The sequence below is a fragment of the Allorhizobium sp. nf9_anc genome, assembly GCF_056323085.1.
Window position 1 is genome coordinate 3,434,278 of record NZ_CM150481.1, and the last position, 21,953, is coordinate 3,456,230.

The 21,953-nt window shown below is 62.9% G+C and carries 19 protein-coding genes; 2 read left to right on the forward strand and 17 right to left on the reverse strand.

The genetic code is table 11. The annotated features are described in order from the left end of the window. Positions 1 to 33: 33 nt before the first annotated feature. The 9 genes from miaB to AC02Y0_RS16790 form a co-directional block, all read right to left on the reverse strand. Positions 34 to 1,428, reverse strand: coding sequence for a tRNA (N6-isopentenyl adenosine(37)-C2)-methylthiotransferase MiaB (miaB, locus tag AC02Y0_RS16750; RefSeq protein ID WP_476380003.1), 1,395 nt, complete (start codon positions 1,426 to 1,428; stop codon positions 34 to 36). Between the two features lie 57 nt (positions 1,429 to 1,485). Next, positions 1,486 to 2,280, reverse strand: a complete 795-nt coding sequence (gene olsA / locus AC02Y0_RS16755; RefSeq protein WP_476384063.1) for a lyso-ornithine lipid O-acyltransferase — start codon at positions 2,278 to 2,280, stop codon at positions 1,486 to 1,488. A 33-nt stretch (positions 2,281 to 2,313) separates the two neighbouring features. Beyond that, entirely contained in the window at positions 2,314 to 2,742 is a 429-nt protein-coding gene (locus tag AC02Y0_RS16760; RefSeq protein ID WP_102020778.1) for a Fur family transcriptional regulator, read from the reverse strand. Between the two features lie 44 nt (positions 2,743 to 2,786). Next, complete coding sequence (locus AC02Y0_RS16765) at positions 2,787 to 3,284, reverse strand: GNAT family N-acetyltransferase (protein WP_307370210.1); 498 nt, start codon at positions 3,282 to 3,284, stop codon at positions 2,787 to 2,789. A 1-nt stretch (position 3,285) separates the two neighbouring features. Continuing rightward, a complete protein-coding gene (gene tsaB / locus AC02Y0_RS16770; RefSeq protein ID WP_476380004.1) occupies positions 3,286 to 3,933 on the reverse strand; it encodes a tRNA (adenosine(37)-N6)-threonylcarbamoyltransferase complex dimerization subunit type 1 TsaB in 648 nt (215 codons plus the stop codon). A gap of 21 nt (positions 3,934 to 3,954) precedes the next feature. Then, complete coding sequence (locus AC02Y0_RS16775; protein WP_444558581.1) at positions 3,955 to 4,518, reverse strand: NifU family protein; 564 nt, start codon at positions 4,516 to 4,518, stop codon at positions 3,955 to 3,957. Positions 4,519 to 4,618: 100 nt separating this feature from the next. Further along, positions 4,619 to 5,110 carry a universal stress protein gene (locus tag AC02Y0_RS16780; RefSeq protein WP_476380005.1) on the reverse strand — a complete coding sequence of 164 codons (492 nt, stop codon included), beginning with the start codon at positions 5,108 to 5,110 and terminating at the stop codon, positions 4,619 to 4,621. Positions 5,111 to 5,182: 72 nt separating this feature from the next. After that, on the reverse strand, positions 5,183 to 6,247 hold the full coding sequence (trpS, locus tag AC02Y0_RS16785; RefSeq protein WP_476380006.1) for a tryptophan--tRNA ligase: 1,065 nt from the start codon (positions 6,245 to 6,247) through the stop codon (positions 5,183 to 5,185). Between the two features lie 88 nt (positions 6,248 to 6,335). Then, the gene (locus AC02Y0_RS16790; protein WP_476380007.1) at positions 6,336 to 6,746 is read right to left on the reverse strand and encodes a VOC family protein; all 411 of its coding nucleotides are present in this window, start codon (positions 6,744 to 6,746) and stop codon (positions 6,336 to 6,338) included. A 250-nt stretch (positions 6,747 to 6,996) separates the two neighbouring features. Here AC02Y0_RS16790 and AC02Y0_RS16795 point away from each other — a divergent pair, with 250 nt between their 5' ends. Continuing rightward, the gene (locus AC02Y0_RS16795; RefSeq protein ID WP_102020771.1) at positions 6,997 to 7,416 is read left to right on the forward strand and encodes a YcbK family protein; all 420 of its coding nucleotides are present in this window, start codon (positions 6,997 to 6,999) and stop codon (positions 7,414 to 7,416) included. Here AC02Y0_RS16795 and murJ read toward each other — a convergent pair. From murJ to mutS, 3 genes are all read right to left on the reverse strand, one after another. Then, positions 7,407 to 9,017 carry a murein biosynthesis integral membrane protein MurJ gene (gene murJ / locus AC02Y0_RS16800; RefSeq protein WP_476380008.1) on the reverse strand — a complete coding sequence of 537 codons (1,611 nt, stop codon included), beginning with the start codon at positions 9,015 to 9,017 and terminating at the stop codon, positions 7,407 to 7,409. The genes AC02Y0_RS16795 and murJ overlap by 10 nt on opposite strands. 3 nt (positions 9,018 to 9,020) lie before the next feature. Further along, positions 9,021 to 11,846 carry a [protein-PII] uridylyltransferase gene (locus tag AC02Y0_RS16805; RefSeq protein ID WP_476380009.1) on the reverse strand — a complete coding sequence of 942 codons (2,826 nt, stop codon included), beginning with the start codon at positions 11,844 to 11,846 and terminating at the stop codon, positions 9,021 to 9,023. A gap of 91 nt (positions 11,847 to 11,937) precedes the next feature. After that, positions 11,938 to 14,589, reverse strand: coding sequence for a DNA mismatch repair protein MutS (gene mutS, locus AC02Y0_RS16810; protein ID WP_476384064.1), 2,652 nt, complete (start codon positions 14,587 to 14,589; stop codon positions 11,938 to 11,940). A gap of 198 nt (positions 14,590 to 14,787) precedes the next feature. On the opposite strand from mutS, the gene AC02Y0_RS16815 reads away from it, so the two are divergent. Continuing rightward, positions 14,788 to 17,073, forward strand: a complete 2,286-nt coding sequence (locus AC02Y0_RS16815) for an NADP-dependent malic enzyme (protein ID WP_476380011.1) — start codon at positions 14,788 to 14,790, stop codon at positions 17,071 to 17,073. Here the strand turns inward: AC02Y0_RS16815 and AC02Y0_RS16820 are convergent. The 5 genes from AC02Y0_RS16820 to AC02Y0_RS16840 all read right to left on the reverse strand — a co-directional run bounded on the left by AC02Y0_RS16820 (position 17,070) and on the right by AC02Y0_RS16840 (position 21,885). Further along, entirely contained in the window at positions 17,070 to 17,987 is a 918-nt protein-coding gene (locus AC02Y0_RS16820; RefSeq protein ID WP_476380012.1) for a LysR substrate-binding domain-containing protein, read from the reverse strand. The genes AC02Y0_RS16815 and AC02Y0_RS16820 overlap by 4 nt on opposite strands. Positions 17,988 to 18,423: 436 nt before the next feature. Next, positions 18,424 to 19,305 (reverse strand): l-ornithine N(alpha)-acyltransferase, encoded by an 882-nt coding sequence (gene olsB / locus AC02Y0_RS16825; protein ID WP_476380013.1) that lies wholly within the window; start codon positions 19,303 to 19,305, stop codon positions 18,424 to 18,426. 86 nt (positions 19,306 to 19,391) lie between these two features. Then, entirely contained in the window at positions 19,392 to 19,883 is a 492-nt protein-coding gene (lspA, locus tag AC02Y0_RS16830) for a signal peptidase II (RefSeq protein ID WP_444558621.1), read from the reverse strand. A gap of 2 nt (positions 19,884 to 19,885) precedes the next feature. Beyond that, positions 19,886 to 20,746 (reverse strand): TrmH family RNA methyltransferase, encoded by an 861-nt coding sequence (locus AC02Y0_RS16835; protein WP_476380014.1) that lies wholly within the window; start codon positions 20,744 to 20,746, stop codon positions 19,886 to 19,888. Continuing rightward, on the reverse strand, positions 20,743 to 21,885 hold the full coding sequence (locus AC02Y0_RS16840) for a class I SAM-dependent methyltransferase (RefSeq protein WP_476380015.1): 1,143 nt from the start codon (positions 21,883 to 21,885) through the stop codon (positions 20,743 to 20,745). Before AC02Y0_RS16840 ends, AC02Y0_RS16835 begins: the two co-directional genes overlap by 4 nt. Positions 21,886 to 21,953: the final 68 nt, after the last annotated feature.

Genomic DNA, 21,953 nt, shown 5'->3' on the forward strand with positions numbered 1-21,953 from the left:
GGCTCCTGTTGCGATCAGGTTCAGGCCCTCACTCTAACCCTCTGCCACCTCGGCAAACAAGCTGTTTGGGCCGGCTGCGGTGATTCGTACCTGTATAATGTCACCGATTTGCGATGACATTGCATCAACATTCACAGACTGCAGCCAGGGCGAGCGTCCAATCAGCTGTCCCGGCATGCGGCCCGGCTTCTCCAGGAGCAGATCCATGGTCTTGCCGACCATCGACTGCATGAAGGCCTGCTGCTGTTCCAGCAACAGCGCCTGGAGCCGTGCCAGGCGTTCCGTCTTCACATCCTCGGCCACGTGATCGGGCAGATCGGCACCGGGTGTTCCGGGACGTGTCGAATACTTAAACGAATAAGCCTGCGCGTAGTTCACTTCGCGCACGAGGGCCATCGTGTCTTCGAAATCCTGATCCGTCTCGCCGGGGAACCCGACAATGAAATCGCCTGAAAGAGCGATATCGGGACGGACGGAGCGAATGCGCTCGATGAGGGCGACATATTCGGACGCCTTGTGGCGGCGGTTCATCGCCTTCAAGATCCGGTCGGAGCCAGCCTGCACCGGCAAATGCAGATAGGGCATCAGCATCCGCAGGTCGCGATGGGCCTCGATCAGGCGGTCATCCATGTCGCGCGGATGGCTCGTCGTGTAGCGTAGCCGGGCAAGGCCCGGGATTTCGGCGAGCTTGTAGAGGAGGTCGCCGAGGCCGATCGCCCTGCCCTTCTCGTCTTCGCCATGCCAGGCATTGACGTTCTGGCCAAGCAAGGTCAGTTCGCGTACGCCAGAATCCACCAGACGGCGGGCTTCCGTTAGCAACTGTGTGAGCGGGCGGGAGACCTCGGAGCCACGGGTGTAAGGCACCACGCAGAAGGTGCAAAACTTGTCGCAGCCTTCCTGAACGGTGAGGAAAGCGGTCACCGAGCGCGGCTTGCCGATGACCTTTGTCGGATCCGGCAGGTGCTCGAATTTGTCTTCCAGCGCGTATTCGGTATCGACCACGCGCTCTCCGGCGCGGGCCTTGTGCAGGGCCTGCGGCAGGCGGTGATAGGTCTGCGGGCCGATGACCACGTCGACGGCAGGTTCGCGGCGGGAGATCTCTTCGCCTTCGGCCTGGGCGACGCAGCCGGCGACGCCGATCATGAATTCCTTGCCTTCTGCCGCACGCACCTTCTTATGCTCGCGCAGACGGCCCAGCGCCGAATAGACCTTTTCGGCAGCCTTCTCGCGGATATGGCAGGTATTGAGCAGGACGAGATCGGCCTCTTCCATGACCTCGGTCGGGGCATATCCATCCGCCGCCAGGGCATCGGCCATGCGGCCGCTGTCATAGACGTTCATCTGGCAGCCATAGGTCTTGATGAAGACCTTGCGCGTGTTGGCGCCCGGCGCCGGGGTATCTGAGAGGCTCGCGGTTTCCTGGGTCATGGCGCGCTATTTAGTGGTTTTCGGCCCACGATTAAACTGAAAAATTGCCGAAGCCTTCTAGCGACGATAGCGGCCGCGCAGATGAGCGAGCAGCATTGCGCGCAACTGCCCCTCGGTTCGGGCAGCCAGCTCCTTGCGGCTGTCGCCTCTTTTGAACTCCACCGTCTCGCCGAAGGTGACATCGACATCGAGCGCGCCGGCGCGCAACACACCGATCAGGTGCTCCATGAGGCCCGTATCGCCCGGCCAACCGGCGATCGGGCGATAGTAGCGGCCCATCGGCATGCCTTGGACACGGGTATAGGCGATGGCGACGGGCTGGACGTGGACGACCCCATCCCCCTCGTTCGGCAAAGCAGCGGCAGCGGCCCCAAAGAGCGAAGACTTGATGCCGAGAATGCGGTTGCCATCTGATGTCGTGCCTTCCGGGAAGAGCACGACGATTTCGCCATCGGCCATGCGGGCGGCGATCTCGTTGACCTGCTCGCCGGTGCGGCGCTTTTCCTCGCGCACCACGAAGATCGTCTTCTGCAGCCTGGCAAGGAAACCGAAGACCGGCCAGGAGGCGACCTCGGTCTTGGCGATGAAGGCGACATCGGCCAGCGAGCCGAGGACGAGGATGTCCTTCCACGAGGCGTGGTTGGCGGCGATCATCAGGGGGCGGTTCGTTTCGAGCGTGCCATGGACATGAACGCGGATGCCGAGGAACCAGAGCGCCAAGCGATGCCAGTAGCGCGGAAGACGGCGGCGGAGGGGCCAATCGAAGCGTAGCGCCAGAAGCTGAACGGGGATCATCAGGCCAGAGACGACCAGCAGCACCAGGAGGAAAAAGCCGACCCTCAGCCAGTTGATCACGCGGGCCTCACAGGCGTGGCGGGCATTGGCTCACTTCTCGTCTTTCGACAGCGGGATGCCGTAGAGTTCGAGCCGGTGACCGACGAGGCGGAAGCCGTGTTCGCGGGCGATGCGCTCCTGGAGCGCTTCGATTTCCGGTGAATGGAATTCGACGACGGTGCCGGTCTTCAGGTCGATCAGGTGATCGTGGTGCTCTTCCGGGACGGTCTCGTAACGCGAGCGGCCGTCGCGAAAATCGTGACGCTCGATGATGCCGGCGTCCTCGAAGAGCTTGACGGTGCGGTAGACGGTCGAGATCGAAATCTTGGCGTCGATCTTGGAGGAACGACGATAGAGCTCTTCAACATCGGGGTGATCGTCGGAGTCTTCCAGGATGCGGGCAATGACGCGGCGCTGCTCGGTCATGCGCATGCCCCGTTCGGCGCACAGCGTTTCCAGCGATTTCAGGGCGTCATTCATAGGCTCAGCATATCCGCAGATGGTCGGTTCGTCCAACGGACCGGTTAGCGAAGATCGCGACGCATGACAAGCGCGGAGGACCGGCGGCCGTTTTCATCGGTGTAATAGGCCGGACGCTCGCCAGCCTTTTCGAAGCCGAGCTTGCGGTAGAGGCCGAGGGCTGCGTGGTTGCCGTCATCGACCTCGAGGAACATGGATTCGCCACCCCTGCCCTTTGCCTCGCGCAGGGCCGCCTGCATGAGGCGCCAGCCGAGACCGAAGCGGGCGACCTTCTCACCGACGGCGATCGTCAGGATCTCGGCCTCGCCGGCCACTTCTCGGGACAGCACGAAACCCGCGAGCGGCGCCTTGAAGATCAGCGTGTTGGTCTGCCAGGCAGCAAAGCCGAAGCTGTTGGGCTGGAGCAGCAGGCTGAGGAACTCACCATCGCCCCAGGCGCGCGGGAAGCGCTGACCATGCAGTTCGGCGACTGCACGGCAATGGTCCGAGGTCATGGGGACGATTTCGAATTCGGGCTGGCGGTAGAACAGGCTGTCGCGCATGTCAGGCTCTCGATACGGCAAACCCGGTCTGCGGTTTCGCATCCGGTCCGCGCAGATAAAGCGGCTTCGGCTTGCCCTGAGCTTTCGCCGTTGCTGAAATGCGAGCAACGATCTCGATCGGATAGTGATCAGGGCCGGTTTCGGCATTCCGGTCTGCGACGAGGGCCGAGGCGGAGCCGACGAGGACGGTCCCGGTAACAGCGGCGCGGGCGAGGTAATCGTCGAGTTCGAGCAGCAGCGGCTCACCAAGGGGCATGCCGGCCTCAAAGCTCTGAGCATAGACTTCATCGCGATGGGCGTTGATGGCGGCGAGAACCGGTTTGTCGGATTCGGATGCAGTCTGTGCCAGCACTTCCAGTGTCGAGACGCCGACGCATTCCACGCCGAGTGCAAGAGCCAGGCCACGGGTAGCAGCGACACCGACGCGGATGCCGGTGAAAGAGCCGGGGCCGACGGTGACACCGATGCGGCCTATATCGGTGAGCGTAAGTCCGGCCTCAGTCAGCGCATCATCGATCATCGCCATCAGGCGCTCGGCATGGCCGCGGCCGATGGTTTCGCTGACGCGGCCGAGCAGCTTGCCACTGTCGGAATCAAAAACGGCGGCTGCGCAGTCCACACCCGCCGTGTCGATCGCAAGAACGATCATGTCGTCTCCAGTCCGGTCAAATCAGACCGCTTCGACTTCCTGCACTTCCGGAACGAAGTGGCGGAGCAGGTTCTGCACGCCATGCTTCAGGGTAGCCGTCGAGGACGGGCAGCCGGCGCAGGAGCCCTTCATGTTGAGGAAGACCTTGCCATCCTTGAAGCCGCGGAAGGTGATGTCGCCACCATCCTGGGCAACGGCCGGGCGGACGCGGGTTTCGAGCAGTTCCTTGATGGTGGCCACGATCGTCTCGTCGCCGGCATCGAAGAATTCTTCGTCACCATCGACCTGCGCCGAGGTGGAGGCCGAACCCATGACCGGGGCGCCGCTCATGAAATGCTCCATGATCGTGCCGAGGATAGCCGGCTTCAGGTGCTGCCATTCCGGGCCGTCCTTGGAGACGGTGACGAAATCGTAGCCGAAGAAGACGCCGGTGACGCCGGGGATGGCGAAGATGCGCGCGGCAAGCGGCGAAGCGCTGGCGCTTGCTTCGTCGCGGAATTCGGCGGTGCCGGTTTCCATGACCACCTTGCCGGGGAGGAATTTCAGGGTCGCCGGGTTCGGCGTGGCTTCGGTCTGGATGAACATTTAGGCCTCCGGGCGGCGAAGACGCCGCTAAAGATTAGAATGTTTCAAAAATAGACCCTGCGGGTCGCATCTTCAAGACGCGATCGACAGGATGTTGAAATTAGCAGAGCGCGTCGATTTCCTCATTGGTCAACGTGTCCGGCAGGACTGTGACCGGGATCGGGAAAGCGGCACCACGGCCGGCGATCATCGAAACCAGCGGACCCGGCCCCTCCTTGGTGGAGCCGGCGGCCAGAACCAGGATGGCGATGTCGCGGTCTTCGTCGATCAGGCCGTTGATCTCCGCGAAGGAGCCTCCCTCGCGAATGACGAGCTCCGGCTCGATGCCGATCGTGTCACGCACCGTCTGGGCGGCCTTGGCCATGATGGCTTCCGCCTCTTCGCGGGCTTCGGCGCGCATGATCTCCTCGACGCCCAGCCATTGCTGGAAGTCGCCTTCCGGGATCACGAAGATCAGCACCAGTCCGCCGTTGGAATTCTTGGCGCGACGGCCGGCATAGTGGACCGCGCGCGAGCATTCCGGGGTGTTGTCGATCACCGCCATGAACTTGCGGCGGTGACCTTCAAGACGTGACAGACGCGTTGAAACCATTGAGAACCCCGCCGCCGGACAGATATCATGTGGCGAAGACGGGCTCCGGGCGGACCCGCCTGCCTGCCGACCTTATCGCACGAATCCGATGATGTCGCGGACTTCGTTCATGGTCTTTTCGGCGCGGGTGCGGGCACGCTCGCCGCCGTCCCGAAGGACCGTATCGATGTGACCGGGGTCTTCCATGAGGCGGCGCATCTCGGCATTGATCGGGGCCAGAACCTCGACCGCGAGATCGATCAGCGCCGGCTTGAAGACCGAGAACTGCTGACCGCCAAACTCGGAAAGCACATCGGCCTTCGACTTGTCGGCAAGGGCTGCAAAGATGCCGACGAGGTTGTCGGCTTCCGGGCGACCCTTGAGGCCATCGACTTCGCTCGGCAAGGCATCCGGATCGGTCTTGGCCTTGCGGATCTTCTTCGAGATCGCGTCCTGGTCGTCCATCAGGTTGATGCGCGACAGATCGGACGGATCCGACTTCGACATCTTCTTGGTGCCGTCCTTGAGGCTCATGACGCGCGGGGCGGGGCCATCGATCAACGGCTCGACCATCGGGAAATAGGCATGCACCGGCTCTTCGCCGACCTTGATGTCGATGCCGAGGCCGGTCGGGCGGATCTTATCGTTGAAGTCCATGTTGAACTTCATGGCAATGTCGCGGGCAAGCTCCAGATGCTGCTTCTGGTCTTCGCCAACCGGCACATGGGTGGCGCGGTAGACGAGGATGTCAGCGGCCATAAGGCTCGGATAGGCGTAGAGACCGAGCGAGGCCTGTTCGCGGTCCTTGCCGGCCTTGTCCTTGAACTGCGTCATCCGGTTCATCCAGCCGATGCGGGCGACGCAGTTGAAGATCCAGGCGAGTTCCGCATGCTGCGGCACCTGGGACTGGTTGAAGACGATGTGCTTCTTCGGGTCGATGCCGGCGGCGAGGAAGGCGGCCGTGATCGAACGGATCTGGGTCGCCATGTCCTCGTGGACAAGCTGCGCCGTCAGCGCGTGCAGGTCGACGACGCAGTAGATGCAATCGTTGTTTTCCTGGAGCGCGACGAACTTTCTGATCGCACCAAGATAATTGCCGAGATGGAGGTTGCCGGTGGGCTGAACGCCGGAAAATACCAGCGGCTTGAACTCAGTCATTTTTGTCCTCAACAGGCTGGTGGAGGGCCCGATCATCTGATCGCGTCGGTCAGGGCTTATGCACGGCGGGCGGGGCGCAATCAAGCGCTCACTTTTGCGTCCGAGGCTTCGCCCGCTCGATCAGATCCCAGAGGTTTCCATAGAGATCGGCAAAGACGGCGACAGTGCCATAGGGCTCATGGCGCGGCTCCTCCTGGAAGAGGACGCCGGCTTCCGTGAAGCGCCGGTGGTCGCGGGCGAAATCATCGGTTTGGAGGAAGAAGCCGACGCGACCGCCGGTCTGGTTGCCGATAGCCGCGCGCTGGGCCTCGTCAGAGGCTTCGGCGAGCAGGAGCGATGCGCCTTCGCCACCCCTCGGGCGGACCACCAGCCAGCGTTTGCCATCCTGCATTGCGGTGTCTTCCAGGCACTCGAAGCCGAGGCCATCGCAATAGAAGCCCTTTGCCCGATCATAGGTGTCGACGACCAGGCTGACGAGAAAGAGGCTGTTTCGGCTCATGAAATCGCACTTTCGGTTCGTTGTGTGACGAAGTCGTTCCCGATGTCACGCATAGGGAAATTTCCTCCCAGAATCGAGGGGTTTAGGGAATGAATTCGCGACGCACCGGAGCAGTGATTCGCAGCCTTGCAAGGCCTCAAAAAGCAGAAATGAGCAAAGCGCACCAAATTTGACACATTTGCGGGAATAAAAAACCGCCACAAGCGATCTGGATCGCTCAAAACAACAATCCCATTCCAGAAGGTCACTCATGCGCACTTTGTTTCGCGTCGCGCTCGGCTGCGTTCTTTCGGTCTGTCTCCTCTCCCCCGTGGAGGCCGTCGAGAAGAAGAAGCAACACTTTTTCATGAAGCACGACACAGCTGTCGCCTACACGCTGCAGCGCGTCAGCGTCAAAGCCAACTGCTTTCCCGACGAACTCAAGGGCATCCTTGCCCATATCGCCAAGAAGACCGGGAAGAAGCCGGTCGTGACCTCCGGCCACCGCCCGCGTTCGGGCCGTTCCCAGCACAGCCACTGTTTTGCAGCCGATATTCGCGTCCCCGGCGTATCCGAGAAGAAGATCGTCGCGGCGGCTCGCACGGCACCGGGCATTGGCGGCATCGGCCGCTACTGCAACGGCATCGTGCATGTCGATATCGGACCGAAGCGGACCTGGACTTACTGCTGATCCGGATCGGTCGAGGTCGCTGCGGCCTCGTCGGCTGTCTTCTTCCTGCGCTTCAGGCTGCGGCGAATGATGCCGATATCGGCGCCGCCGATCAGGAAGGCGATGCCGAAATAGACCGGCATGGCAATCACGACCAGACCGCCGAGCGCCAGCGCCTGGTCGAAGAGCGGGCTTGAAGGCGCAAGCCAGGCAGACCAGCGGTCGGAGAGGTAAACGAGCAGGCCAGCCATGATCGCGGACGCGATCATCAGGCGGGCCGTGCGCGTCACGAGCGACCATTCGAAGACGAGATGGCCACGCCAGAGCAGGACCGAGAACAAGAGGATCGTGTTGATCCAGCCGGCAGCGGCTTCGGCGATCGCGATGCCACTTTCCTCGAACATCGGGAAAAGCGTGATGGCGAGACCCGTGTTGAGCGCGACTGAGACCATGGTGAAGCGCATCGGGGTCTTGGTATCTTCGCGGGCATAGTAACCCGGCTGCAGGGCCTTGATCAGCACGAAGCCGGGCAGACCGATGCCGTAGATCGCGAGGATCGAGGCAACGACGGCGGTGTTTTGCTCGGAGAAGGCGCCGCGCTCGTAAAGCACGCGAATGATCTCGTCTGACAGTACCCAGATAGCGGCAGCGGCGGGGAGCGTCAGGAAAAGAACGAACTCGATCGAGCGGTTCTGGAGGGTGCCAGCCTCCTTCATGTGCCCGCCCTTGAGGGCGCGGGCCAGCTCCGGCAGGAGCACAACGCCGACCGCGACACCGACCACGCCGAGAGGCAGCTGATAGATTCGATCGGCATATTGAAGAGCCGCAATCGCGCCTTCCTTGGTCGAGGCGATGGCCTGGCCGATCAGCTGGTTGATCTGGGTGATACCGCCGGTGACGGCAGCGGGGACGGCCAGCACCAGCAGACGCTTCACATTGGGCGTGAAGCGCGGCCGCTTGAAGCCGATGCGGATGCCGGCATGGCGCACGCCGAGATAGACGACGGCCATCTGCAGCAGGCCTGCGCCAAGTACCGACCAGGACAGCGCCCAGGCGGTGGCAGCCGGGTCAGCGCCCGTCCAGAGCGCCCAACCGAGCGCACCGATCATCAGCACATTGAGGAAGACGGGGGCAATGGCAGCCGCAAAGAAGTGGTGCAGCGAGTTCAGCATGCCGCTCAGCATGGCCGTCAGAGACATGCACATGAGATACGGGAACATGACGATCGCCAGGCGGACCGTCAGGTTAAACTTTTCCGGGTCGTCGGCAAAGCCCGGCGCAATGATCCACTGCACCAGAAGCGGCATGGAAAGCTGCATGCCGATGGTCAGGATCAACAGGACGGAGAAGAGGACGCCGAAGACTTCCTCGGAAAAGCGCTTGGCTCCATCAATGCCGTTCGCTTCGATCTCCTTGGCGAATAGCGGCACGAAGGCGGCGTTGAAGGCCCCTTCGGCAAACAGACGGCGAAAGAGATTGGGGAAGCGGAAGGCAGCGTAGAAGACGTCGGCGACCGGGCCGGTGCCCAGCGCTGCGGCCATCAGGGTTTCGCGCGCAAAGCCGAAGATGCGGCTGCCGAGCGTCGCCCCACCGACCGTCATGAATTTCTTGACGAGGCTCATTCCTCAGGCCCGTGCCTTTTTCGGCGCTGGTGCAGCGCGGTGTGGCTGGGCGATGATGCCCGAGGGCATGTTGTCCTTCAATTCGTCGGGCTGCTCGGTCATTACGGGCTTCAGGCGATTGGCGATATTGGCCTGACGGTTCTCGTTGGTGACCTTCTGGCCGACAAGATCGGTGACATAGAAGGTGTCGATGACCTTTTCGCCGAAGGTGGTGATGCGGGCCGAATGGATGTCGAGCGAGAGGTCGGACAGGACCGCGGTGATTTCGGCCAGAAGGCCGATACGGTCGAGGCATTCGACCTCGATGACGGTGAACTTGTTGGAGAGCGCGTTGGAGATGCGTACATCCGGCTGGACCGGGAAGGTCTTGTTCTTCTTCTTGCCCTTGGAGCGCGTGGCGATGACCTCCGGCAGACGCTTGCGGCCCGAGAGTACGTCCTCGATCATCTTGCCGATCGTGGCGGCGCGACGGGTTTCGTCCTCGTCGATCGGGAATTCGCGGTTGATCAGGATCGTATCGAGCGCGCGGCCATCCGATGTCGTGAAGATCTGGGCGTCGGCGATGTTGGCGCCGGCAGCAGCGCAGGCGCCGGCGATGATCGACAGCAGGCGCGGATGGTCGGGCGAGAGCACGGTGATCTCAGTGATCGCGTGGAACTGATGGGTGCGCACCATGGTGGCGAGCGCCTGGCCTGATTTGTCGGTCTGGCGGATGAAATGGGCGTGGCGCACCTGGTCTTCGAGATCGACGGAGAGCAGGTAGGGCTCGTAATGCAGCTTGGTATAGGTGCGCTGGTCCTTCTGGCTCCAGCCCTCGAGCGCCTTGGTAAGCTGCTCGGCGGCATGCTTGGCGCGCTCCTTGCGGGAGACCTGGGAGAAGCCGCCTGACAGCAGCAGTTCGGTCTCGTAGTAGAGCGTGCGCAGGAGCTGGCCCTTCCAGCCGTTCCACACACCCGGGCCGACGGCGCGGATATCGCAGACCGTCAGCACCAGAAGCATCTTCAGGCGGTCGAGCGACTGCACCTTTTCGGCGAAGTCGGTGATGGTCTTGCGGTCGTGCAGGTCGCGGGTCTGGGCGACCATGGACATCAAGAGATGCTGATCGATGAGCCAGGCGACCATTTCGGTCTGCTTGGGCGATAGTCCGAGACGCGGGCAGAGCTTGCGGGCAACCTTGGCGCCGGCGATGGAGTGATCCTCCTGGCGGCCCTTTGCGATGTCATGCAGGAGGATCGCGACGTAGAGTGCCTGACGATCTTCGATCTCCGGCATGATCTTGTTGGCGAGCGGATGGACTTCCTCCGCCTTGCCGTTGTCGATCTCGGAGAGAACCTCGACGGTGCGGATGAGATGCTCGTCGACGGTGTAGTGATGATACATGTTGAACTGCATCATCGAGACGATCTTGCCGAATTCCGGCATGAAGCGGCCGAGCACGCCGGCTTCGTTCATGCGGCGCAGGATGAAGCCCGGGTCCTTGCGCGAGGTGAGGATCGACAGGAAGAGGCGGTTCGCCTCCTCGCTTTCGCGGAAATCATTGTCGATCAGCGACAGCGAGCGGGTGACGGCCTTGAGGGCGTCCGGATGGAATTCGAGCCCGTTCAGATCCGCCACATGGAAGAGGCGCATGATCGACATCGGATCATTCTTGAAGACGCCGGGATCGGCAAGCCCGATACGGCCACGATCATCGATGAACTCGCTGGCACCGGGGATCTTGCGCGGGCGATTGGCAAAGCGGCCGAGCATGCCGCCGATGCCGGGAGCAGCCTTGGCCTGCTGATCTTCCAACGCCGCCGCAAAGATGCGGGTGAGGTCACCGACGTCCTTTGCCACCAGGAAGTAGTGCTTCATAAAGCGTTCAACGGCGGAGAGGCCGGGGCGAGCCTGATAACCGAGGCTTTTTGCGATCTCCGGCTGGATGTCGAAATAGAGGCGCTCTTCCGGCTTGCCGGTCAGGTAATGCATGTGGCAGCGGACAGCCCAGAGGAAGTCGTCGGCCTTCTGGAAGAGGCGCCACTCGTGGCGGGAAAGCACGCCCAAGCGGACCAGTTCGTCGGTATCGCGGACATGGTAATTATACTTGGCGATCCAGAAGAGGGTCTGCAGGTCGCGCAGACCGCCCTTGCCTTCCTTGACGTTCGGCTCGACCAGATAACGGCTGTCGCCGGCCTTCCGGTGGCGCTCGTCGCGTTCGGCGAGTTTCGCGGCAATGAACTCGGGCGCGGTGCCGGTCGTGACTTCCTGGTCGAAACGGTGCTGCAGCTCCGTGATCAGGGCCTCGTCGCCGCAGATGTGGCGGGTTTCGAGGATTGCGGTCCGGATCGTCATGTCCGACTTGGACAGGCGGATGCATTCCTCAACCGTCCGGGTGGCATGGCCGACCTTGAAGCCGACATCCCAGAGGAGATAGAGCACGAACTCGACCGCCTTGTGCATGGCGGGGCCGGCCTTGGCCGGCAGCAGGAAGAGTAGGTCGATATCCGAGCCGGGTGCCAGCGTTCCGCGGCCATAGCCGCCGACGGCTGCGACCGAGAGACCGTCTGTGTCTTTCGGATAGACATGGATGCGGGCGAAATCGAAGATCACCGAGATCAGCTGGTCCTGGATCCAGGAGATGCGATTGGCGCAGTTCATGCCGCTGCCATCCTCGAAGAGCTTCAGGCGCGCCTGTTCGCGGGCGTCGGCCGAGGCCTTCTTCAGGATCGGCAAGAGCTTCGAGCGGGTCTCCAGCATATTGCCGCATCCGGCCTCTGCGATGGTCTTGCAGGACGCACGAAGCGCGTCGATATCGAGGAGATCGTCGAAGGCGAGGTCTGCTTTGGCCATGGGGGCGGCATCATCTCTTGGGACCCGGGAATCAGCCGGGATTGGTGGCGCTATAGCGCTTTTCGGGCGCGATTGACAGGCACTCTACCGGTCAAGGCTTGCCAAGTTGTTTCTTGAGATCATAGAGCGCATCGAGCGCCTGGCGAGGCGTGAGGTCGTCAAGATCGAGTGAGCGCAAGGCCTCCTCGACCTTCGACGGGCCGGATTTCGGGATCTCCTCGCGACGCACGGCGACCTGGAAAAGCGGCAGGTCATCGATCAGCTGGGCCGCCGGGTGCTTGCGGTCGCTGTCTTCCAGGCGGGTCAGAACCACGCGGGCACGGTCCACGACGGCCGCCGGCAGACCGGCGAGACGGGCAACCTGGATGCCGTAGGAACGATCGGCGGAACCGGGGCCGACCTCATGCAGGAAGATGACGTCGCCGTCCCATTCCTTGACGCGCATGGTGACGTTCGACATCCGGGCGAGCTTTTCCGACAGCGCCGTCAACTCGTGGAAATGGGTGGCAAAGAGCGAGCGGCAGCGGTTTGCCTCATGCAGATGCTCGACAGCGGCCCAAGCGATGGAGAGGCCGTCGAAGGTGGCCGTGCCACGGCCGATTTCGTCGAGGATGACGAGCGAGCGGTCGGTCGCCTGGTTGAGGATGGCGGCGGTTTCGACCATCTCAACCATGAAGGTGGAGCGGCCACGCGCCAGATCATCGGACGCGCCGACGCGGGAGAAGAGGCGATCGACGATCCCGATATGGGCGGCACCGGCGGGCACGAAGGAGCCCATCTGGGCAAGGATAGCGATCAGCGCATTCTGACGCAGGAAGGTCGATTTACCGCCCATGTTGGGGCCGGTCAGCAGCCAGATGGCGCCGGGGCCTTTGGTATCATTGGGCGAGAGATCGCAATCGTTCGCGATGAAGGGGCTGGCGGCCTGGCGACGGAGCGCCTGTTCGACCACCGGATGGCGGCCGGCGGTGATGGCAAACATTCTGGAATCATCGACCAGCGGGCGGCAGTAACCCTGCTCTTCGGCAAGCGCGGCAAGTCCGGCGGCGACGTCGATGACCGCGAGTGCGCGGGCAGCGGCCTTGATGGGTTCGGCGGCTGAGACGACTTGGCTTACCATCTGGTCGAAGGCCGCGAGTTCCAGCGACAGCGCCTGGCCTGCGGCATTGGCGATCCGGCTTTCGAGATCAGCGAGTTCGGTCGTGGTGAAGCGCATGGCGTTGGCCATGGTCTGGCGATGGATGAAGCGGGCTTTCGCCTCGTCGCCCTCGGTCATCGGGCCGGCATTGCCGGCTGTGACTTCGATGAAATAGCCGAGCACGTTGTTGTGCTTGATCTTCAGCGACTTGATGCCGGTTTCCTCGGCATATTGCAGCTGCAGGCCGGCAATGACGCGGCGGGACTGGTCGCGCAGGGCCCTGAGTTCGTCGAGTTCGGGGATGGCGCCATCGCGCAGGAAGCCGCCGTCGCGCTTCAGAAGCGGCAGTTCATCGCCGAGCATCGCAGCGAGGCTCGGCGCGAGCTCGGCGGGCAAGGCTCCAAGGTCTGCGAGCGCGTCGGACAGTTCTGTCGGCAGGTTGGACGGATCGAGCAGTCGGCCAACTTCGGCCGAGGCGGCAAGGCCGGCGACGATGGCGCCGAGGTCACGCGGGCCGCCGCGATCGAGCGCCAGACGGGAAAGCGCGCGGGGCATATCGGGCACGCGCTTCAGGGCGTCACGTAGGCGGTCGACGAGCAGGCCGTCGGCCAGCAGATGGGCGATCGAGTCCTGGCGGTCGGAGATGGCTTCCGGGTCTGTCAGCGGCGACATCAGGCGCTCGGCGAGCAGGCGGGCGCCGCCGCCGGTGACGGTGCGGTCGATGGCCTTCAGCAGCGAGCCGTTACGGTCGCCGGACAGCGTCTTCACCAGCTCGAGATTGGCGCGGGTGGCGGGATCGATGAACAGGGTGGAGGCCGCATTCTGCCTTTCCGGCAGGCCGAGCGGCGGGCGCTCGGAGATCTGGGTCTTTTCGACATAGGCAACGGCTGCGGCAGCAGCTGCAATCTCGGCGCGCGAGAAGGCTCCGAAGCCATCCAGCGTTCCGACGCCGAAATAACGGGCGATGCGACCTTCGGCGCTGGCGCTGTCGAAGAGCACGGCGGGCTGGGGCACGACGACACGACCGAGCACGTCGAAGGCGGGCTTCAGATCCTCGTCGTGGAAGAGCGTGTCAGGCACGATCAGCTCGCGCGGCTCGATGCGCAGGATGTCGGCGAGCAGGCGGGTCTCGGTGGTTTCCGCCAGCCGAAAGATGCCGGTGGAGATGTCGATCCAGGCGAGCGCCAGCTGCGGGGCGGAACCGCCACGGATGCGGGCCAGCGCCATCAGATAGTTGGATTCGAACGGCGAGAGGAGCTTGTCTTCAGTGATCGTGCCCGGCGTGACGAGACGCACGACGTCGCGCTTCACGACCGATTTCGAGCCGCGCTTCTTGGCCTCTGCCGGATCCTCGATCTGTTCGCAGACCGCAACGCGGAAGCCGAGCGAAATCAGCTTCTGCAGGTAGTCATCCGCCGCATGGACCGGCACGCCGCACATGGGGATGTCCTGGCCGAGATGCTGGCCACGCCGGGTCAGCGTGATGCCCAGCGCGCGGGAGGCGTCGACCGCATCCTCGAAAAACAGCTCGTAGAAATCGCCCATGCGATAGAAGAGCAGACTGCCGGGATTGGCGGCCTTGATCTCGATGAATTGCTCCATCATCGGAGTGGCCGTTGCGCGGCTCTCTTCCGAGGTCAGCTCGGCGACGTTCAGGACATCACTTTGGGTGGCTTGATATAGCGTCACGGGCTCAATGTTTTCTTGAAAAGGAAGTCGTGCAACACTAACGACTTAAGGCGAGGAAAAACAACCAGGATGGGCCGGCGATCGCCCGCTGCCCACAACAAGGTGAGGGGAAGCATGGCAAACGAGAAGACGACCGGCCGGACGAAAGTCTCGGTGACGGAACAGGAAGCGCTGGACTTTCACTCCCAGGGCCGCCCGGGCAAGCTGGAGATCACGCCGACCAAGGCGATGGCAACCCAGCGCGATCTTTCGCTCGCCTATTCCCCGGGCGTGGCCGTGCCTGTGAAGGCGATCGCTGCCGATCCGGCAACGGCTTATGACTATACGACCCGTGGCAACATGGTGGCCGTCATTTCGAACGGTACCGCCATCCTGGGCTTGGGCAATCTGGGGGCGCTCGCCTCGAAGCCCGTCATGGAAGGCAAGTCCGTCCTCTTCAAGCGCTTTGCCGATGTCGATTCGATCGATCTCGAGGTCGATACGGAGAATGTCGACGAGTTCATCAATTGCGTGCGTTATCTCGGCCCCTCCTTCGGCGGCATCAATCTCGAAGACATCAAGGCGCCGGACTGCTTCATCATCGAAAGCCGGCTGCGCGAGCTGATGGATATTCCGGTCTTCCACGACGACCAGCACGGCACGGCGATCATTGCCGCGGCCGGCCTGATCAATGCGCTGGAGCTGACGGGCCGCGACTTCAAGACGACCAAGCTCGTGTGCAATGGTGCGGGCGCTGCGGCGATTGCCTGCATCGAGCTGATCAAGGCCATGGGCTTCAACGGCGAGAACATCATTCTCTGCGATACCAAGGGCGTGATCTACCAGGGCCGCACCGAGGGCATGAACCAGTGGAAGAGCGCGCATGCGGTGAAGACCGACCGGCGGACGCTGACGGAAGCCATGGTGGGCGCCGATGTGGTGTTCGGACTTTCGCAAAAGGGGGCGCTGTCTTCGGAGATGGTGGCCTCGATGGCGCCGAACCCGATCATTTTCGCCATGGCCAATCCGGACCCGGAAATCACGCCTGAGGAAGTGGCTGCGATCCGCGACGATGCGATCATGGCGACCGGGCGTTCGGACTATCCGAACCAGGTGAACAATGTTCTGGGCTTTCCCTACATCTTCCGGGGTGCACTCGATGTGCGCGCCAGCCAGATCAATGACGCGATGAAGATTGCCGCTGTGCGGGCGCTAGCCGATCTGGCGCGTGAAGATGTGCCTGACGATGTGGCGGCGGCTTATCAGGGCGAGCGTCCCCGCTTCGGGCCGCAATACATCATCCCCGTGCCGTTCGATCCGCGGCTGATCTCGGCCATTCCGGTGGCTGTCGCGAAGGCTGCGATGGAAAGCGGCGTGGCGCGCAAGGAAATCGAGGATCTCGGCGCCTATGCGCATGAGCTATCCGCCCGACGAGACCCGATCGCGGCCGCCACGCAGCGGATCTACGAGCATGTGCGCAGCCATCCCAAGCGCGTTGTCTTTGCCGAGGGCGAAGAGGAGCAAGTGATGCGTGCGGCGATCTCCTTCGTCAACCAGGGGCTCGGCACAGCCATCCTGCTTGGCCGCGACGAGCCGTTGAAGGCGACCGCCGAGCGGGCCGGGATCGATCTCGACCGTCCCGGCATCGAGGTGGTCAATGCGCGCATGTCGACCCGCGTCGATGCCTACACCGAATATCTCTATGCCCGCCTGCAGCGGAAGGGATACCTGCACCGTGATGCGCAGCGCTTGATCAACACCGACCGCAACCACTTTGCCGCCTGCATGGTGGCGCTGGGCGATGCCGATGCCATGGTCACCGGCACGACGCGCAATTATTCGACGGCGCTTGAGGATGTCCGCCGATGCATCGACACGGCCCCCGGTCACCGCGTGATCGGGGTGTCGCTGGCGCTGGCCCGTGGGCGCACGATCGTGGTCGCTGATACCGCCGTGCACGACATGCCGACGGCAGAGGAGCTGGCGGATATCGCCGAAGAGGCGGCGGGTGTTGCGCATCGGCTGGGGCTCGAGCCGCGCGTGGCGCTGTTGGCCTATTCCACCTTCGGGCATCCGACCGGTGAACGCTCGGAGCGGGTGCGCGAGGCGGTGAAGGTGCTCGACCGGCGGGGTGTGTCCTTCGAATATGACGGCGAGATGGGCGCGGACATTGCGCTCAACCAGCACCGGATGGAGCAGTATCCATTCTGCCGCCTCTCGGGCACGGCCAATGTGCTGGTCATGCCGGCGATCCATTCGGCAGCGATCTCGACCAAGATGCTGCAGGAACTGGGCGGCCTGACCGTGATGGGGCCGCTGCTCATTGGCCTCGAAAAGTCGGTGCAGATCGCGCAGATGGGAGCAAAGGACAGTGACATCGTCAATATGGCGGCGATTGCGGCCTATAACGCCGCGGGTTAAGCGAAGACCGGAGCGGCTTTTGCGAGCCGCTCCATGTCGTCCTCGATCTCGCGCTTCAGCCAGCGCTTGAACTTCTCCACCTTGTCGGAGCGCCTCGCATTCTCTGCGGTCACGAAGTAGTGGCCGAAGCCGGTTTTGACGGCTGGACCAAAGGGCGCAACGAGCTGGCCATGCTGAAGCTGATGCGAGGCGATCGTCTGCCAGGCAAGCATCACCCCCTGCCCCGCAATGGTCGCGTCGAGGCAGAGTGAAGCTTCGCTGAAGGTATGGCGCGCCTTGATCTCGGCGCCTTCAAGACCGACCTCCGACAGCCAGACATCCCAGGTGAACATGGCCCTGCCGTCGATGACCTTCGGCAGGTCAAGGATGTCGGCGGCTTCGCGCAGCTTTTCGGCCATGGCCGGGGTGCAAAGCGGAGCGACCCGTTGCTCCAGGATGAGTTCGGCCTTGAAGCCCGGCCAGTGGCCACGTCCGACACGGATCCTCAGATCGACGTCCGTCTGGCTGGCATCGGTCAGGCGATCGTTCGCGTCGATGCGCAGTCCGATTTCCGGGAAGCGTTCCGAAAAGGCGGGAATGCGGTGGACGAGCCAGCGGGCGGCGAAGACCGGGGCGACGGAGATTGTCAGCAAGCTGTCGTCGCTGCGCCTGGCGAGGGCCACGGCCCCGGAAAGGTGACGAAAACCATCCGACAGACGCGCCAGCACATCTACAGCCGTTTCGACCGGGACCATGCCACGACTGGTGCGCTCGAAAAGCGGGCGGCCGAGCTGCTGCTCGGTCTTGATGACCTGCTGGCTGACGGCCCCAATGGAGACGCCCAATTCTTCCCCCGCCGCCTGGAGCGATCCGAGGCGGGCGACGGCTTCGACGGCCCGCAGGCCGTTCAGATGTACCTGGTTGAGGTTTTTCATGTAGGAAAGCTATAGTCGGCGGAGGCAAAACTCAATTGAATTTCGCAGGCTACAGGCCGATGGTGAAGCCTCTTTAGAAGGTTCACACCTTCCTTTCATCACACCGAGGCGAAGCCATGCTCAAGTTTCTCTGGAGACGACGCGAACCCGTTACACCGCTGGTGCGGGACTGGCGGCATGATCCTATGGGGCATCCAGCCTTGCGGGAGATGAACCTCCGGGAAATTGCGGACCTGCCCATGGTAGCGGAAGTGCCGATGCGGGTGGCAAGGGTGGAGGCCACGGCATATTGCCAGCGGCGTGTCAGCCGGGTGCAATCAGGCGGATGTGCCGTTTCGCAATGATCGGCAAGCACTGACGACTTTGTGGTTCGGCTTCGCCGCCCCCCTCATCTCCCTGCCGGGATCTTCTCCCCGCCGGGGAGAAGAGACGATCGTCAGCTGGCGCTGGCGAAGCGGCCGGCGTCGGCGCCGTAGTAGTTGACGTAGCGGCCGGAAATGCTCGCGATCGGCAGGATGATCAGAACATCCGTCGTGTTGAAGGCCTGGTCGACCACCGCGCCGTTGCCGACCATGGCACCGAGACGCAGGTAACCCTTGATCAGCGGCGGCATGGCGAAGAGCGCGCGGCGGGCATTGACGGCCTCTGATGGCATCAGATCCATCTCGCGGTAGAGATGAGGCAGCGCGTCGACCGCCCATTCGCCCTTGGCGACGGCATTCTGGTGTAGGAAGGAGAGTGCGAGCGCATGCTCTTCCGGCTGCACACCGGGGAAGGAACCGCAGCCGAACATGGCATCGATGCGGTTATGCAAGGCATAGGCCCAGCAACCCTGCCAGAGCAGCTCGACCGTGCGCTTGGTCCGGTATTGCGGCAGCACGCAGGAGCGGCCAAGCTCCATGAAACGCTTTTCCGGATGGCGGGCGACGAGTGCGTCGACGCCGAATTCGGAGCCGGAATAGAAGCCGCCATGGGCGATCGCCACTTCATGGCGCAGCAGGCGATAGGTGCCGACGATCTGGTCTTCGGCGTCGCCGTCGATCGAGCGATCGAGAACCAGGAGATGGTCGCAGAGGCTATCCCAGCTGTCGACCTCGCGGCCGCGACGGGCATCTTCAACGCAGACCTGCGCCTTCATCTCCTCGACGAAGACGCGGTAGCGCACGGCCTGGGCTGCGTCGATCTCGCGTTCGGTCCGGGCAATGCGGGTTTCGAGATTGCCGATGCGCCCGAGGATATCACGGGATACGGGCTGTCCGAGCGGCGCGGCCGTCGGATTTGCCAGAAGAAGGTCTCGTTCGATCAGTTCCACGCTCATCGGATCTATCCAGCGTTGAAGTCACGGGCCTTTAAACACGAGACTGCTACAGGAAAGTGACAAAACTTCGGAGGCTTCCGCCTCCTTCAAGCCTCCGGCGGCTTCGGCTTTCGGTGCTGGATGATCTCGTCGATGACGATGAAGATCGCGCCGATGGTGATGAAACTATCCGCCAGATTGAAGACCGCGAAGGACCAAGTCTGGGTGTAGAAGAGGATGTAATCGACCACATAGCCATAGGTGAGGCGGTCGATGATATTGCCGAGCGCGCCTGCGATGATCATCGCAAAGCCGAGATGGGCGAAGTGCTGCTCGGGGCCGGTCTTCCGCCAGAGCCACAGGACAAAAGCAACGATCACCAGGCGCAAGCCGACGATGAACCAGCTGTCGAGATGCGACAGCATGGAGAAGGCTACGCCGAGATTATGGGTCCGGTAGAGCGCCCAGAAAGGCATGACCGGGATCAGCTCATGCATCGGCAGATAGATCTCCACCGCATATTTGATGGCCTGATCGAGGATCAGGGCGATGGCGATGAAGGTCAGGACCGGACCGGGCCGGTTGAAGGCGGCAAGCATGGTCACTTGGCTCCGTCGAGGGCGAGCAGGTGGCGGCGGACCTCGAACAGCATGACGCCGGTGGCGACTGCGAGGTTCAGGCTATCGGCCATGCCGACCTGGGGAATGCGTGCGAGCTTGTCTGCGGCCTGAGCCAGTTCATCCGGCAGGCCTGACTGTTCGTTGCCCATCATCAGGATGACCGGCTTGGAGCGGTAGTCGATGGTGCGGTAATCGACGGCGCCGGCGAGATGCGTGGCGACGAGGCGAGCATCCACGGACTTCTTCCATTTCAGGAAATCGGCCGGTGTCGTCTTCACCAGCGGCAGGGCGAACATTGAGCCCATGGTTGCGCGCACGGTTTCCATGGAAAAGGGATCGGTGCAATCACCGACGAGGATGACGCCCGAGGCGCCGGCAGCGTCGGCGGTTCGTATGATGGTGCCAAGATTGCCAGGATCACGGACGCGGTCGAGCGCGATCCAGGTTTCCGAGCCCTTCGGCTGGACGTCCTTGAGCGGCGTCCAGCGCTGTTCGAAGACGGCGGCGACCATTTGCGGATTGTCGCGCCTCGTGATCGAGGACATCACCTTTTCGCTCACTTCCAGCACAAGGCCGCCAGCGGCGACGGTGCGGGCGGCGACCTTCTCGACCAGCGGCTTGCCCTTGCCGGCCTTGGCATAGACGAGGGTGCGGATGGTCCAACCGCGATCGAGCGCGTCGATCACCAGCTTCAGGCCTTCGGCAAGGAAGGTGCGGCTTTCGTCGCGGCTCTTCTTCTGGGAAAGAGCCTTGATATCCTTGATGATGGGATTGGCGAGGCTGGTGACTTCCTTGACCTGGCCGACGCGTCGCGGGCCTTCGTTTCGATAGTCGTCGGTCATTTCGGCACCCAGCGGCTGAAGAGAGAGGTGGAGAGCGCACGCCCCGGCGTCTTGCCGTCGAGGCCGGCTTCGCGGATGACGAGTTCGCCCGACTCGACGAGGCCGCCCTTGCCGCGCATCGTCTCGCGCATCAGTTCGTGAATGGAATAGAAGCTTGCACGGATCGAATAGGCTGTGAGCACGAGGCCGACGGCCTTCGGCGCCAAAAGCTCGCGGCAGATGTCGAGCATCAGCGGCAGATGGTCGAAGAGCTGCCAGACTTCACCGTTCGGGCCACGGCCAAATTTCGGCGGGTCGGTGAGGATGATGTCGTAGCGGTGGCCGCGACGCTCCTCGCGCAGGATGAACTTCATCGCATCTTCGCAGATCCAGCGGATCGGCGCCTTGTCGAGGCGGCTCAACGACTGGTTCTCGCGCGCCCAGCCGATCGCCTTCTTCGAGGCATCGACATGCGTGACCTCGGCGCCAGCAGCGGCGGCTACGAGCGAGGCGACGCCGGTATAGCCGAAGAGATTCAGGACTTTCAGCGGCCGATCGGCAGCCTCGATCTTCTGCTTCATCCAGCTCCAATGGGCGATCTGCTCGGGAAACACGCCGACATGGCGGAAGGCGGTGAAGCGACCGTGGAAATCGACACCAAGAAGAGAGAGCGGCCAGGTTTCGCCGAGCGCCTCGCGCTGGAAGCGCCAGCGGCCCATGCCATCTTCGTCGGTATCGCCAGTAAACACGGCATCAGCCTTGTCCCAGACATGGGTGGGCAGCGCCTTCGGCCACAGGGCCTGCGCTTCCGGCCGCACGATCCGATAGGGGCCGTATTGCTCGAGCTTCAGCCCGTCGCCGCTGTCGATCAGGTGGAAGTCGCCAGCGCCTGTCGATTCCAGGATCAGCGGCACGCGCTCGGTCGGGCGATCACCGGTGCGGACCGTCAGAGCACGGGCGGGTTCAGTCGTCGTATCGGGCGATTGCGGCTGTGGCTTCGGCTTTGGTGCCTCAGCATCACGGCGCGGCGGACGGGCCTGCCGCTCATCCCTGCCCTTCGATGCATAAGGCTTTGCCGTTGCCGGCCGTGTCTCGCCACTGCCTTTAGCCTTCGCTCCCGGGAATGGCTTGGCGCCGGGGCGACGTTCCTTGTTCTTCACGTCAATGATCCGTGGGTCGTGTTCGTCTCGGCCAGCCCTTAGCATTGCCGGCCCGGCGCGGAAAGGAA

Coding starts and splice junctions, on each gene's coding strand:
- miaB (WP_476380003.1), bottom strand. CDS start 1,428: ATGACCCAGGAAACCGCGAGCCTCTCAGATACCCCGGCGCCGGGCGCC.
- AC02Y0_RS16760 (WP_102020778.1), bottom strand. CDS start 2,742: ATGAATGACGCCCTGAAATCGCTGGAAACGCTGTGCGCCGAACGGGGC.
- AC02Y0_RS16765 (WP_307370210.1), bottom strand. CDS start 3,284: ATGCGCGACAGCCTGTTCTACCGCCAGCCCGAATTCGAAATCGTCCCC.
- tsaB (WP_476380004.1), bottom strand. CDS start 3,933: ATGATCGTTCTTGCGATCGACACGGCGGGTGTGGACTGCGCAGCCGCC.
- AC02Y0_RS16775 (WP_444558581.1), bottom strand. CDS start 4,518: ATGTTCATCCAGACCGAAGCCACGCCGAACCCGGCGACCCTGAAATTC.
- AC02Y0_RS16780 (WP_476380005.1), bottom strand. CDS start 5,110: ATGGTTTCAACGCGTCTGTCACGTCTTGAAGGTCACCGCCGCAAGTTC.
- trpS (WP_476380006.1), bottom strand. CDS start 6,247: ATGACTGAGTTCAAGCCGCTGGTATTTTCCGGCGTTCAGCCCACCGGC.
- AC02Y0_RS16790 (WP_476380007.1), bottom strand. CDS start 6,746: ATGAGCCGAAACAGCCTCTTTCTCGTCAGCCTGGTCGTCGACACCTAT.
- AC02Y0_RS16795 (WP_102020771.1), top strand. CDS start 6,997: ATGCGCACTTTGTTTCGCGTCGCGCTCGGCTGCGTTCTTTCGGTCTGT.
- murJ (WP_476380008.1), bottom strand. CDS start 9,017: ATGAGCCTCGTCAAGAAATTCATGACGGTCGGTGGGGCGACGCTCGGC.
- AC02Y0_RS16805 (WP_476380009.1), bottom strand. CDS start 11,846: ATGGCCAAAGCAGACCTCGCCTTCGACGATCTCCTCGATATCGACGCG.
- mutS (WP_476384064.1), bottom strand. CDS start 14,589: ATGATGGAGCAATTCATCGAGATCAAGGCCGCCAATCCCGGCAGTCTG.
- AC02Y0_RS16815 (WP_476380011.1), top strand. CDS start 14,788: ATGGCAAACGAGAAGACGACCGGCCGGACGAAAGTCTCGGTGACGGAA.
- AC02Y0_RS16820 (WP_476380012.1), bottom strand. CDS start 17,987: ATGAAAAACCTCAACCAGGTACATCTGAACGGCCTGCGGGCCGTCGAA.
- olsB (WP_476380013.1), bottom strand. CDS start 19,305: ATGAGCGTGGAACTGATCGAACGAGACCTTCTTCTGGCAAATCCGACG.
- lspA (WP_444558621.1), bottom strand. CDS start 19,883: ATGCTTGCCGCCTTCAACCGGCCCGGTCCGGTCCTGACCTTCATCGCC.
- AC02Y0_RS16835 (WP_476380014.1), bottom strand. CDS start 20,746: ATGACCGACGACTATCGAAACGAAGGCCCGCGACGCGTCGGCCAGGTC.